This window comes from Litorivivens sp. (assembly GCF_057445395.1).
In genome coordinates this window covers 17,667-31,368 of record NZ_JBVBUV010000023.1, presented here as the reverse complement: position 1 = coordinate 31,368, position 13,702 = coordinate 17,667, and the positions used below count along the sequence as shown (strand labels likewise).

Annotated in this window: 13 protein-coding genes; 7 read left to right on the top strand and 6 right to left on the bottom strand. The window is 52.1% G+C overall.

Going from position 1 to position 13,702, the window contains the following annotated elements; translation table 11 throughout:
• Positions 1 to 18: 18 nt before the first annotated feature.
• A complete protein-coding gene (locus AC222A_RS08920; RefSeq protein ID WP_372763770.1) occupies positions 19 to 1,347 on the bottom strand; it encodes an LVIVD repeat-containing protein in 1,329 nt (442 codons plus the stop codon).
• A 104-nt stretch (positions 1,348 to 1,451) separates the two neighbouring features.
• Positions 1,452 to 2,075 carry a DUF305 domain-containing protein gene (locus AC222A_RS08915; RefSeq protein WP_486774866.1) on the bottom strand — a complete coding sequence of 208 codons (624 nt, stop codon included), beginning with the start codon at positions 2,073 to 2,075 and terminating at the stop codon, positions 1,452 to 1,454.
• A 553-nt stretch (positions 2,076 to 2,628) separates the two neighbouring features.
• Here AC222A_RS08915 and AC222A_RS08910 point away from each other — a divergent pair.
• Positions 2,629 to 3,018, top strand: coding sequence for a carboxymuconolactone decarboxylase family protein (locus AC222A_RS08910; RefSeq protein ID WP_372759480.1), 390 nt, complete (start codon positions 2,629 to 2,631; stop codon positions 3,016 to 3,018).
• Between the two features lie 28 nt (positions 3,019 to 3,046).
• Here the strand turns inward: AC222A_RS08910 and AC222A_RS08905 are convergent, their stop codons facing one another.
• Positions 3,047 to 4,069 (bottom strand): SDR family NAD(P)-dependent oxidoreductase, encoded by a 1,023-nt coding sequence (locus AC222A_RS08905; RefSeq protein WP_372759481.1) that lies wholly within the window; start codon positions 4,067 to 4,069, stop codon positions 3,047 to 3,049.
• A 178-nt stretch (positions 4,070 to 4,247) separates the two neighbouring features.
• Between AC222A_RS08905 and AC222A_RS08900 the strand changes: the two genes are divergently transcribed.
• Complete coding sequence (locus tag AC222A_RS08900) at positions 4,248 to 5,117, top strand: hypothetical protein (RefSeq protein WP_372759482.1); 870 nt, start codon at positions 4,248 to 4,250, stop codon at positions 5,115 to 5,117.
• Here the strand turns inward: AC222A_RS08900 and AC222A_RS08895 are convergent, their stop codons facing one another.
• Positions 5,118 to 5,681 (bottom strand): TetR/AcrR family transcriptional regulator, encoded by a 564-nt coding sequence (locus AC222A_RS08895; protein WP_372781966.1) that lies wholly within the window; start codon positions 5,679 to 5,681, stop codon positions 5,118 to 5,120.
• A 463-nt stretch (positions 5,682 to 6,144) separates the two neighbouring features.
• Between AC222A_RS08895 and AC222A_RS08890 the strand changes: the two genes are divergently transcribed.
• Complete coding sequence (locus tag AC222A_RS08890) at positions 6,145 to 6,966, top strand: SDR family oxidoreductase (RefSeq protein WP_372750164.1); 822 nt, start codon at positions 6,145 to 6,147, stop codon at positions 6,964 to 6,966.
• 156 nt (positions 6,967 to 7,122) lie between these two features.
• Here AC222A_RS08890 and AC222A_RS08885 read toward each other — a convergent pair whose 3' ends face one another.
• A complete protein-coding gene (locus tag AC222A_RS08885; RefSeq protein WP_372758817.1) occupies positions 7,123 to 8,178 on the bottom strand; it encodes an RNA-guided endonuclease InsQ/TnpB family protein in 1,056 nt (351 codons plus the stop codon).
• Between the two features lie 118 nt (positions 8,179 to 8,296).
• On the opposite strand from AC222A_RS08885, the gene AC222A_RS08880 reads away from it, so the two are divergent.
• Complete coding sequence (locus tag AC222A_RS08880) at positions 8,297 to 8,611, top strand: hypothetical protein (RefSeq protein WP_372764423.1); 315 nt, start codon at positions 8,297 to 8,299, stop codon at positions 8,609 to 8,611.
• Positions 8,612 to 8,715: 104 nt separating this feature from the next.
• Here the strand turns inward: AC222A_RS08880 and AC222A_RS08875 are convergent, their stop codons facing one another.
• A complete protein-coding gene (locus tag AC222A_RS08875) occupies positions 8,716 to 9,918 on the bottom strand; it encodes a cytochrome P450 (protein ID WP_372750296.1) in 1,203 nt (400 codons plus the stop codon).
• Between the two features lie 201 nt (positions 9,919 to 10,119).
• Here AC222A_RS08875 and AC222A_RS08870 point away from each other — a divergent pair, with 201 nt between their 5' ends.
• From AC222A_RS08870 to AC222A_RS08860, 3 genes are read left to right on the top strand one after another with little or no spacing between them, the layout of a single operon-like run.
• Positions 10,120 to 10,749 (top strand): paraquat-inducible protein A, encoded by a 630-nt coding sequence (locus tag AC222A_RS08870; RefSeq protein ID WP_372758815.1) that lies wholly within the window; start codon positions 10,120 to 10,122, stop codon positions 10,747 to 10,749.
• Positions 10,746 to 11,366 carry a paraquat-inducible protein A gene (locus tag AC222A_RS08865; protein ID WP_372758814.1) on the top strand — a complete coding sequence of 207 codons (621 nt, stop codon included), beginning with the start codon at positions 10,746 to 10,748 and terminating at the stop codon, positions 11,364 to 11,366. Before AC222A_RS08870 ends, AC222A_RS08865 begins: the two co-directional genes overlap by 4 nt.
• Positions 11,359 to 13,653, top strand: a complete 2,295-nt coding sequence (locus AC222A_RS08860; RefSeq protein ID WP_372810896.1) for a PqiB family protein — start codon at positions 11,359 to 11,361, stop codon at positions 13,651 to 13,653. The genes AC222A_RS08865 and AC222A_RS08860 overlap by 8 nt, the downstream gene beginning before the upstream one ends.
• The last annotated feature ends 49 nt before the right edge of the window (positions 13,654 to 13,702 follow it).

Here is a 13,702-nt window from a genome sequence, read left to right as displayed (position 1 = left end):
TGTTTTTACGGCACGTGTTCACCACGCGCCGTTTGTCACCCGTACAACGTAAAAGCCGCTGTAACCATCGGTGTACCAGATTTCCTTGCGCTCCGGAACAAAAGCGGGTTTGGACATAGCCCAGTTACTGGCCGGCGCCGGCTGCGTAATAATCCGCGGTTGAACGGGGGCATTGAAGTAAGCCACTTCTCTAGGGTTGGCAGGATCGCGTATATCAAAAATCCGTAGCCCGGATAGAATCATACTGCAGGCGGCAATATCTGGATTCACGCGTGTGGGTATGTCGCAATAATGGCCCGCATAGCCCCCGGTAATATTGGAAGCTCCCGGATCATCCTTGATGGCAGCACGGTTCTCAGGCTCGTGCACTTCCAGTCGAAGATCGGACACGATCTTGGGGTTCGTCTCATCGCTAATATCGATGATGCGTCCGGCACCAACGAACTCACCATGAGATGCCACAGAGCTGTCTTCGCCGGGGTTGTTCGTGGAATATTCATCAATTTCAAGCAAATAGGGCTTACCGTCTCGGGTAAACGGGATCGCGTTCTGGGGGATACTCTGGTTTGGCCATGTAATCGATGCTATCTCGCGAACCTGGGGATTAGGCTGGCGCGACTGAATTTCAGAGACATCCAGAATAAGCACGCCTTTACCATTTCCAGATGACAGATAGGCGCGATTGCCATCGTCACTGATCGACAGGCCGTGGGACGTATAATTGCCTCTCCATATAGGAACCGGTGCAAAGGGTACGGAAAGATCGACGGCGGTGAGAGTCGGCGTGCCGGGAGAGGCTGAATAAAACGTTTTACCGTCTGGCGAGATACCGCTCTCGTGTCCAAGGAAGCCTACGGGAGCAGACGCCTGCAAAGCAGGATTCAGACAGTCAGAAGATATATCGTAAACATCTACAATGCCCGGGTAAAAGGCTGGATTACCCAGAACCGCCGCCAGAATGCCGCCTTGTTGTGCAACTACCATAGATTCATGAGGTGAATCCATCGCTGGCGTTACAAGCCGAGTGGACAGCGTCGGGTTTGTTGGATCGCTCATATCCAATACATTCACACCGACGTTTAGGTCCAGCACGTTGGAAGGGAACAGCAGAGTGCTATCGTAATACGCACACTCATTGCCCGACGAGTCCACATAGCGCTCAACCTTGAAACCGCCGACAGTGCCAATCGCATTAGGTACCGTGTATTGCCCGACTAATTGGGTATTACACGTAAAGCCAGCCGCCGCGCGACCTGTTTCGTGATCCTCGGGCGACACGCGCCCCTGCATACCACTTTCCGGTTGCGAACCCGGACCACAGCTTGCCACCCTGGTTTCTGTAGGCACGTTGACTCCAGCAGAGCCGCTGCTGGAACTGCTGGAGTTGCACGCGGTAATTGTAGTGACCAGAGCGAACAATGGCGGTATAAGCAGGTATTTCATTGGCATCCTCACAGTGTCGGTTCACTTGCGTCTTGCAGCGCTCTATCAGTGGCAACAGGTTGAACCTGATTTAGCATATGGGTGAACTGCTGAATTTCTCGCGCCTGATCCAAAACAATCTGGCGCGCCAAGCGTCGCACCGGCGGCAGCGTTGCCTCCTCGGATGCAAACCTCGCCATGGGCAGACCACCCTCGTGATGGGCTAACATCAGGCGCAGATACTGTATATCTCGCTCGATCCCCGTTAATTCGCGCAACTGTATCAACTGTTCTGAAGTGGCCAGTCCCGGCATTCCCTCCGGCGCGTTCCCACAGTCAACCAAATACTGTAACAGCTCATCATTGTAAGGTTGTTGGCCGAGTAGCATCCAGGTCATGTCATCCAAGTCGGGTTCGAAGGGCTGCTCCCACAGCCTCAACCACCCCTGCATCTCGCCCAACTCCACCAACTGACTACTGGCAATACGCTTTGCAAGCCCACTCAAACCAGTGGCTTGGCCATCAAGTAACAGTTGAGACATCGCGATTGCCTGTCGGTGATGCAGAGCCATAAATTGACTGAAACGAACATCGATAATATGCGGAGTCTTGGCGTCCAGCGACTGGTGCACTTCAGCAAGATCACGCCACAACAAGACGCTTGCGACAATGCTGACCGTGAGACCTAATAATGCTAGAGGAAGTGAATAACGCACCTAAATAACGGTAGTCCTGATTTCAAGAGCATGTAAATACGTAATGTGCGCAGGATATTAGCCAGTCGGCGGAGGTAATACCAGCGATTTGATCGCAATTCCAGCTACAACAGCGGCCTAACACCATATTGCGCGGTACAAGCAACACACCAGTTTTCACGCCGATCGATTGTTGATATCGGGCGTCGCTCGACTACCCATGCTAAAAGACGGAAGCACGTGTCTAGGTACTCCGTGCGTATACTGATTGTGATTATCTTACCAAGCGGAATAAGCAAAAACCCATCAAATTGCATTAGAAATGTTTTATGATATATTGCGGAAGGCCCCTGCAATTTACAACAAATATGTCGCAAACAAGGCCCGCCACAATTTCGTTATTTGCCGCGTCTGACATCTACCGGGACTACGATAGGAGATAGTCTCGAGCGTAGTAAGTGTGATGTGCTCTCGGCTAAATAAAATACACACTGAGAGAAAAAAGAATACTATGAGTGACCCTACGCGCCGCGAACGCGGCGAGGCTATGATTAAAGATGTTTATGCCGGCGACGTGGTCGTCCCAGAAGAAGGCTATGCATTCACTGACGTCATGCTGGAACAGCTTTTCGCAGAAGTCTGGACACGCGACATCTTGTCAATGCGAGACAAACGCATATTACTACTGGGCATTATTGCGGAAAAAGGCGAAAACACTACTTTCAAAATCCAGATCAAAGCCTCTCTCAAGCGAAAAGAGATGACACCGGACGAAGCCCGCGAGTTACTGATCTTTATTGCGCAGTACGCGGGCTATCCGCGCGCCGCCGCGATGCTGATACCACTGGAAGAAGCAATCAATGAAGTAACGAGTGAATTACAACAGGCGCCAGCAGAATAAGGAGCGCGGCGCCTGTCTCAAACACTTACTAGCGAAGTTTGCCTGAGGACTTCATCCAAGACAGCAAATCACTGAAGGACTTCTCACAACCCACCAGCTCCAGCTCCAGCTCGTCAATGGCAGGCGAGTCATCGCAGGGCACACTGCGTGTCAGCACCTCAGCAGCTTCACGCGTGAGCATATAACTTTTCCCCGTGAGTTTTGAAAGCAGATCGATAGTGCTCCCTATGCCGCGCAACACAGATCCGGGTACGTTGATAGGCTTTATGTCTCTGCCACTTAGATTTGCAAGGAGCTGGAGAACTTCGCGATGCTCAAGAAAGTAGCCACCAAACATATAGCGCTTTGCGCCCCGGCCTTTCACCAGCGCCTTGCGAATAAGCTGGGCAAGATCACGCACATCGGTAAACCCGCGCCCCCCCTCTGTTACCAGCATTTTTCGCGTTTTCACCGCCTGCTCCAGCAACTGCGAGCCTATACCGTAAGTTGGATCGTTCGGGCCCTGAATTGAGCCAGGATAGACCGAGACAACCGGCGCTCCTTGGTCCTGCAGGGTACGGGCGATGCGCTCCGCTTCAGCCTTGGTGCCGGCATACATGGCGCGGGGCGACTTTACCGTATCGTCGCCAGTCATAATATTTCCGTCCGGTGGGAAAAGGGCTAGATAACTCGACAGGTAAATTATGGGGTCTAATTTTTGTTGGTGCGCTTGAGTCAGAATGTTCCGGGTGGCATCCACGTTAATTTTCTGCAACTTTGAACGGTCTGAGAGGTCATTTGAGAAAATACCTGCGCAATGTACCAATGCATCACAACCGTCAATATACGATGCAAGCGCTGACGTATTACTGATATCTCCCTCGACAATCTCAACCAACTCAGTCGTAATATTGAACGGCTCAAGACAATGAAGCAGCTTCTCCCGACTGCGGACCAGCACCCGCACCCCCATCCCGTGGCTGACGAGTTCGGCCACTGTGTGCACGCCAACCAAACCGGTGGCACCGGTAACCAGCGTTTTTACAGGTATTGTAGTTTCTGCTTCTACCATGAATATGGCGCATCCTTCGTCTGAAATCAGGCAGCGGTTGTGGCCAAGTGCCAGCCGCACGCGTCATTTTATAGTATACATATTATGCATTATATGTATACTCACCTTATCCTCACTGCGCCTGACGATTCCCAATTACAGCGCATATAACAGAATCAAAATAACAGGAGTTTGTGTTATGGCCGACGTCAAACCCACCACTAAACCGCTTCCCGGCTACTGGTTTTCACCCAATCCCGACAAAGCGTGGGCCGAAAAATTCCTTCTTACTGTTATCCCGTTCTGGTTCGTTTACAACATGGCAATGGTACAGATGGGCTGGCTTAATACCGGCACATTCTGGAATATCATGCAGAATGTTCTGATGTGGATTCCGTATTGTGTCCTGCTACCGTGGTTTCTTCGCCGCAACAGTGGTATCCCCTGGCACCAAAGCTACTGGTTCAAATTTAATCTGTACATGTTTTGGTGGGTCGTTATCGCCACATACTTTCATACCGAATACTTTTTCGAAGTGCTTGGGTTGCGCTACCGCTTCCCAGAAGTAACTCTTTATCTAGACAGTGCGCTCGTCGGGCCTGATGAAGCAACAGCACTGGCCGGCTACCAGAAAGTACCGCCCTCTATGTATTTCAATTCCGTTGTGTTTTTCACGGTCTACCATGTTTCGGCCATTATTGTGATGCGACGCATCCGGACCCTGAGTGAGGCCTGGACTTCGGGCGCGGTTCGCACGCTGACCTGGTTTGCCATTGTCGGGCTGATCTCCCTATTCTGGGCATGGGGAGAAACCTATTTTTACTTTGTTATTGCCGACAACGACTTCTCCAACGTCTGGTATGAAGACCTAGACGCCATGCTGGTAACCGGCTCACTGTTTTATGCGCTCTATTTTGTCGTTGCCTTCCCCAACCTGTACCGCATGGACGAAGACAGCGACGGAGAGCGCTGGAGTATCGGTCGCGTATTTATCGAAGCCTCATTCGTGGGGATGATTACGCTGTTGCTGATCGACCTCGCGACGCATTTGATGGGTGGCAGCCTTTAGTTAGTCGCGATTACCCGAACGCAGACCGGCGCTGATGGTCTCTACGAGCAGGGTACGATACTTCTGCTCCCGCAGATCAATCACCGGTCGAGTCGACAGATAATTTCGCTTCACACTGAACACAACCCCCTGCAGCATATGAGCAGTATCAGCAGGCTTGATATCATCTCGTATTTCACCCGACTTGATGCCACGCCGCAAAACTTTCACTAGGGCTTTTTTTACATCGTTGAGCGTGGCTTCGGTGGCCTCCTGTCCCTGAATCAGCACCTGCTGCGCATCATCAATCATAACAGCCCGAACAAACCCGGCCTGCTCGGTATTGAGATACTTGAGCAGCCATTCCCGTATGACCTCCAGCGCAGGCGCTTTGCTAGCAGACAAGCGTCGCGAGTCTTCCTGTGCCTCTTCAAGCACTTTCCTGTTCAGCTCCAGAAGCAGCGAATCCTTCGTTGGAAAGTACTTGTATAGGGCCGCACGTGATATTCCGCTCATATCCGCTACCACAGTCATGCGGGTATCACGGTAGCCGTTCTGTAACATGCATTCAGCAGCGGCGTTCATTATCTTGTCATAGGTAGAACGTGCCGCAGGCGATGTTCCCGGTTGGACCTTTTTCAATATCCTGATTACCTTTTTATAGCTGTTGGCATGACAACATCAGGCGGCAGCCTCCGCGTCCACCCCGAAAATCGCGTTACATAGTAGGTGAAATCTACGCCCAGTGAAATCTAGCTTGCCGACCAGGTACCCCGCGATACTCACACGCACACCCAGCAGATACTAACGTAGTTCGATCTACCGCATATTAGGTAATATAAAGTTACTATTATCTAAATAGCTATTTACCACCGCAAGGGAAGCTTGGTAGGCTACACCCCATAACAACCAAAACTGCCAGTCACATCCACTACATGATGGCTCGGCGCCTATTTGCAGAACCGGTATTTTCCGCTAAGCGGGACGCCAATCAGGCCCGCAGAACCGGATTTATTAAACAACAACGTGACAAGAGACAGGAATACCCATGGACAATATCCTTGGCTACAAAGACCAGAATGTGGTTATTACGGGTGCCGCGTCCGGCATGGGCGCGGCCGCAACCGAACTGCTGATTGAAGCCGGGGCGAATGTCTATGCTCTGGACATCGGTGAAGTCAGCGCTCCGGTCACCAAGGCACTCAGGGTCAATATCATGGATAAGGCATCGATTGATGCAGCGCTGCTGGAGCTGCCCGATTCTATATACGGGCTGTTCAATTGCGCCGGGGTTCCTCATCCCCCCACACCGGCCTACGAGACGATCATGATCAATTTCGTCGGGCTGCGCTACCTGACAGAACAGCTGCTGCCACGCATAGCGCAGGGGGGAGGTATCGCATCAATTGCCTCTACCGCTGGCATGGGGTGGCGCGCCAACCTGGACACCGTGAAGTCCTTCCTGGCACTGGAATCCTTCGAAGCCGCCTCCGACTGGCTAAAAGCCGAGAACGAACTCGGCGAAGCCGACGCCTATGGCTTTTCCAAGCAATGCATTATCGTTTATACCATGCAGATGGCTGGTGAGCTGGCAAAACAACACAAGCGCATCAACTGCATCGCACCATCCCCGACACAGTCAGCCTTTATGGATAACCTCAATTCTGCCGGTGTAGGCAAGGACGTGACCAGCTTGTTCTGCCCAAGCAACGGCGACTTTGCTACCGGTACAGACATGGGGCATGCGCTGGTGGCAATCAACAGCAAACTTGCCGGCTTTATCAGCGGCTGCAATATTCCAGTTGATTACGGCTACTGCGCGGAAATCACGATGGAGCAGCGGGACAACCTGCTCGGCATTTCACTCTGATTCACTCCCCACTATCGACACAAAACGGTGATCCCTAGGTCAGATTGCCGTTTTGTTCGAGTTTTCCGTTTTACGACCGACAGGCTTTGACCTCCTCCCCTCCGCATGGCGAAGGGGATTCCCTAAACCCATTACAGGCTTAAGCCCAGGGCGGCACTAGGCCGCTACCTTTCCTCCAGCGAGACGTCCGAGTCCAGACGCGAGAATGTTCTTCGATGCGTTACCATCGCGCTGATGCGTGACTCCACACTCACAGCAAGTCCATTCTCTTATTCGCAAATCTTCCTGACCACTAGGGCCAGTGCGCTTGTTACAGTCGCTACAGGTTACGGTGGAGTGTGCTTCGTTGACTACTTCAAAAACCACGCCTGCCATAGTGCACTTGTACTCCAGCATGGTTTTGAGTTGGCCCCAGCCTGCATCCAAAACAGATTTCGCCAGTTTGGTTTTTACTAGGCCGGTGCTCGATACGTTGCCAACGAAAATAGCCGCATTTTCATTTACTAATTTGCGGCTGTATTTATGTTGTCCATCTTTTCTACAGTTTTTGATTTTTGCGTGAATTGCCCTAACGCGCTTCGTCTTTCTTGCACGTTGAGCATTGCCTAATTTTTCTTCAAGCTTCCTGTATTCGCGCCCAACAAGAACATGCCCGCTTGAGTCCGTTGCAGCTTTTTTGCAACCCAAATCGATTCCGGTTGCCGATTTTCCCTCGCTTCTTTCAAACTCAGCATCAACAACGACATTGAAATACCAGCGCCCTCGTGCATCTTCGGAAAAGCAAGCAGTCCTAAATTTATACTGGCTCAGGCCGTAACTATCAAAAACCTTGTAGTGATTACCGTTAAAGTAGACTTGTCCGCTTTTCCATGATGCAGCACCGGTGTTAATTGGAATCCAGCCAAGACTTCTTTTTGCGCCTCTTGAGTTGCGCCACCTGAGCCTTGCCTTTTTGGCCTTGATCCTGCATTTAACATATTCAGCAGCAATACATTGCAGGGTTTGGCTATGTAGACCAAGCTCTTTTCCGGCGCCAGCAGTGTAAGGGTGGAAATCGTATTTTGAAAGAAAATTTCCACGCTCACGAATTGAGCGATGACTTAAATCATTTATGTAATTCCAAACGAAATTCACTGCGTTAGCCTGCCGGATCAACGCTTTTGCGTGCCGATCTTTAACTCTCACTGACAGTGTTTTCGTTAGCTTAGCCATACTGTATGTTTACACAGCAATTTGTTTGGAGCAAGTATTCTACAGGGGCTGGCTGCGCCAGCCGCGCTCTACATCCCCAACGCATGGCGACGGGGTTTTACGTGCAAAATTTGATAAAATGTCAGGGCTTTTTTTAACGTGCGAAGTGTTTTTTGATCCGGATGACACGACCAATAGTAGTTTGTATCTGTTTCGCGAAACGCTCGCGATCGCTGATGTAGACACGCACATCAAGCGACTGATGGAATCGGGATTGTGGACACCCAATAGCGTTGCCTGCGTCCGCGACGAACAGCGCCAGACTTATGCAGATCAACTTGAATCTATTGACGTAGTGGATCTTGGTCCCGGCATAAAAGCCGGGCGGTTTAATCATCCTGCCTACCCGTCCAATGCCGATCGCTGGCATGACTGGCTGGATTGTCTGAAATAGCATTACAGCACTTGCCGTCCAAGCGCTGAGTTTGGCAAAGCAGCTCACCCCTATACGTCGTCTGAAGAGTATGTCCGCGGGCCGCTTTGCTCTACCGCAGACCGTCAGGGTGTTTTTTCGCAAGTAATGACGGCATTGCGCAACTCATAGCCCTTCACCTGATCATTCCAGCCAATATCTGGCTCACGCTCCAGTTTCAGACCGGGGACCTGAAACAGCATCGTCAGAAAAATACGTGTCTCATGCAGCGCAACCTGCCAGCCAGGACAGGCGTGCGGCCCATCCCCAAAGCTCATGTACCGACCAGTTTCTTTAAGACGTTTTGCACGATCTGGGTCTACCGCAAAAGGGCACTCGCCGACCAAAGCCTCATCTGTATTCGAGGCACGAATATCAATGCCATACTTCTCACCGGGTGGCAGCGGCTTGTCTGCAACGCCGTCGACTTCCTCCGCGACTCGGCGATGAATCATCGCGGCAACCGGTTCCAACCTCAGAATTTCCATCAGAACGGCCAGCTGATCCTGTGAGTCACCAGCGAGAAAACGCTTTCGAAGGTCGAGATCTTCAAACAAGTACCATGCAGCCATCACAATAAATTCGCGGGTTGTGATCATGCCGGCTGTACCATAAGTCAAACAGTCCACAATGATTGCCGTATTGGTATATCCTTCATCTATAAAGAAGGTGATCGCATCGTCTTTAGGGTGCTGCTTACGCGCCTCAATCGCCGGACGCACATCAAACCAAAAGAAAATCCCCGTGTGGAACGCCCGACGTAAATTCAACCAGAATATGGACAACGGATTATTGCTGGCCTTGGAAATGCTCGCGCTCAGCACATTCTGAATGCGTTTTGCGCGACCGCGCTGGTCGCTCTCGGTAAGCCCTATAATTTCACCCACAACCTCAATTGCCAGATCAAAGCTAATATCCTCCAAAACGCCGCGGCCTTGTGCCTGGAAAGCATCCAGCAACTCGCGGGATTTCTGCTCCATTACCTTGTAGTGCTGATCTGAGATCGCCTTGGGCGAGAGAAATCTCAGCGTTTTGCGCCGCTTCTTGGCATGTTCTTCCCCGTCGAGAAAGAATACCGGCATTTGCTCGGGGTTCTTATATTTGAGCATGTCGGCGCCAGCACCTGCCTGGGTGGCTGTCTTGTTACGCAGAATCATTCTGGCCAGAAGCGGATTCTTGACCCAGTGGGCGCCTTCGTCTGGGTGTGTGTTGGCCAGAGCCAGAGGCGCAGATTTTCGACGATCGACATTGTCATGTATGGGGCAGCCCGTGCCGGCAGCTTGGTTCATAGTCTTCACCTTGGTTTACGATTCAGATGTGGCGCCAATATTTAATGTCATTGTACTGTCATCAATATAAAAGTACACCACTTTGCGCCCCAGCTCACACCGCGCAACACTTTCAAGCACACCCTCCAAGTTATTGAACTAGCTGTATTTTTACGCAACTCTGCCAGTGCGCTGAGCTCAGATCTTCATTACAATGCGCTAATGCACACAGCCCCCACGCAACATCCTGGCCTGCTGGCCTGTCCTGAATGCGATCTCTTATTGCAGAACCAGCCACGCGCCGACGATAAGGAGGGACATTGCCCTCGCTGCAATGCGCTGTTGTGGGGCGTGGGCAAACACTCCAGCGATATCGTGTTATGCGCAGCCCTCAGCGGTCTTATCCTATTTATACCGGCCATCACCCTACCGATTCTCAAACTGACAATGGTTGGGCAAAAAGGCAGCAATTCTCTACTCGGTGGTATCGGCCGGTTGTGGACAGAAGGGGAGCAGATGCTGGCACTGCTGGTGCTACTGTGCTCTATAGTCGCGCCGCTGCTACACCTACTGTGTGTATTCGCCATCAGCCTGTGGCAGCGGCAGCGGCGCTTTCCCAGCAATTTTCCCCAGTGGATGAAGTGGCACCGCTGGATGCAGGGCTGGAGCATGCTTGAGGTCTACGCCATGGGTATCATCGTGGCCTATGTAAAGATGATAGACGACGGTGAGGTCGTTATCGGCAGCGGTAGCTGGTGCTTTGCTCTATTGTTGTTAACTGTCATTGTTTGCAACCAGTATTTCCGCGAAGAACAAGCCTGGCAGCAGTGGGAACAGGAGTCCAGCGCATGACTGACACTGCCCGTGCCCATGGCATTGCCCGCTGCGGCATGTGCGGCAAACTCTGTCACCTGCCCGCAAGCCGAAAGCGCCACCAAACACACTGCCCACGGTGCGATAACCCGGTGACCATGCGCAAACCCCGGAGCTTGGAAACGAGTTGGGCCTATACGCTGGCCGCTATCGGACTCTTAATACCGGCCAATGTTCTACCCATTCTTACCGTAGTGAGCTTTGGCCAAGGCGACCCGGACACCATCATGTCTGGCGTAATCGCTCTCTGGGAAGCGGATTTACGCGCCATTGCAATGATCGTATTTATCGCGAGTATTGCAGTGCCGGTAGCAAAACTGGTCATTCTCGTTATTCTTATGCTGGTGGTCCAGTGGCGCTTGTCACTCAGCAAATTTCAATGCACCGTGCTATACCGTTTTATCCACTTTATAGGACGTTGGTCGATGCTGGATCTCTTTATGATTTCCATCCTGGTTACCCTCGTACATCTGGGAAATATCGCCAACGTGGAAAGCGGGCCGGCAGCAGTAGCTTTCGGCGCAGTCGTGGTATTGACCATGCTTGCCGCCAGCAGTTTTGACCCACGCCTACTTTGGGACCTGGAACATGAATGAAACCAACCTGCCGTCTGCCACCGAAAAGCCCAAGAAAGGCATTTCCGCGATCTGGCTTTTGCCGCTCATCGCCGTCGCCCTCTCCGGCTGGTTAATGTATAAAAACCTGATTGAGCATGGCCTGGAAGTTACCGTTTCTTTTAACAATGGCAGCGGCATTACCGTAGGCAAAACGCCCGTCGTGTATCAGGGCATCAATGTGGGCGAGGTAACCAATCTGCAGCTCGACGATGATCTGAAAGGCGTTACGGTAACTCTCGAGCTCAGCCGCCAAATTGAACCGCTGATTCGGGAAAAAACGCAGTTCTGGCTGGTACAACCACAGATTTCCCTCTCGGGCGTATCTGGCTTGGACACCCTCGTTGAAGGTAACTACATAAGCTTCAAGCCGGGCGACGGCAAACCCGCCAGTAACTTTGAGGCTTTGCTCGGGCCGCCACCACTGGCTCGCACCATGCCTGGCCTACGCCTGCGTCTGGAAGCTGACAGCCTTGGCTCATTAGCCGTGGGAGCTCCACTGCTTTACCAGCAGATTGACGTTGGCGACATCGAAGGCTTCCAGCTAACCGACCACGGCGTGGAAATCGTCGCCCGGGTTGATCCGGTCTACAGTCACCTGATAAATCGAAGTTCCCGTTTCTGGCGGCAAAGTGGCATCAAAGTGAATGCAGGTCTACAAGGCGTCGAGGTCGATGTAGGCTCCTTTGCCAGTATTCTTGTAGGCGGCGTCGTAATTGACACACCGGATAAAAACGCTGAACCCATCGAGGATGACGCGACCTTCACGCTTTTCGCAACCAAAGAAAAAGCAGCGGGCAGTCGCGTCATTACTGTGTACTTTCAGAACCCTGACGGCCTGGATAGCGGCAGCAAAGTTCGCTTGAACAGCATGGATGTAGGGCGGGTACTCAACTGGCATTTTGTTGACAACTTCCCGGCGAAAGGTGCAGAAGTTCGCTTGGAGATAAAAGCTCCCTACAATACCTACCTGAATGCCGACACCCAATTCTGGATAGTAAAACCCGAAGTCTCTACCGAAGGTATACGAGGCATTGATGCGCTTATTGGTGGACCCTACGTCGCTATGAAGGTAGCGGGAGAGGGTGGCAGTCCTCAAAAGCGCTACACCGGGTTAGCCAAACCGCCAGAACAAAAAATCCAGGATCCGGGACTACGTGTCACATTGCGCAGTGAGGAACCTGGTTCCATTAGCGTTGGCAGTAAAGTTTTCTATCGCAAAATTGCCGTCGGCCAGGTAGAGCATGTTGAGCTCGACCCACGCGGCGTCAATATCGGCGTCTTCATCCACCAGCGCTACGCGCACCTCCTGCAACGTCACTCGCTATTCTGGAATGCCAGCGGCATCTCAATCAGCGGCAACCTGGGTGGTTTTGATATCGCGACTGAATCTCTCTCCACCATCGTTGCCGGTGGTATCGCTTTTCGTACACCGGAGATAGCCAATCCCCAAGCCGCATGGGAAGGCCTGAAATACACGCTGCACACAAACTATGAAAGCACCCTGGTCGACGACTCACTGGATATCAGCTTGCATTTCAACTCTGGTAGCGGCCTGAACAAAGGGACTGAGCTGAAATATCAAGGCATCAAGGTAGGGGAAGTGTACGCCGTCGAGCTGGACGAAAATCTGCACGGGGTAAACGTCAAGGCGCGATTGTCGCCTTCAGCCAAGGGGTTGGCCCGCAGCGGCAGCGAATTCTGGCTGGTAAAACCACAGCTCGGACTTGTTGGCACGCGCAACCTAGAAACACTGGTTACAGGCAGTTATATCATCGTGCGGCCAGGGGAGGGTAAACCAAAACGTCATTTTGTCGCGCTGGACAGTCAACCGGCACTACGCAAACCCGAAACCGGACTGAACCTGATATTAACGGCGTCGCAACGCGGCTCAATCAAAGCCGGCAACAAGGTGTTTTACCGAGACATTCCGGTGGGCGAGGTCTTCGACTTTGAGTTGGCACCAGATTCAACCAAAACGCTGATTCACATAAATATACATCCACGATATACCGCGCTTATCCGTCGCGGCACCCGCTTCTGGAATGCCAGTGGCGTGGCCGTGAATGTCGGTTTGTTCAGTGGCGCCAATATCCGCAGTAAATCCATTGAATCACTGCTTGAGGGTGGGATCGCTTTTGCCACGCCCGAGGAGGCCGTCAAGGAACCCATTGTTCCCGCAGGCACCGTGTTCAGACTGAATGATTCTGTTGAGTCGCGCTGGCTGGAGTGGGCGCCGAAGATTGCTTTACCGCAGGCTGCTCGCTGAGCGGCCTTCGAAACCAGAAACTATCAGACCCGACCGCCATAAACATCAG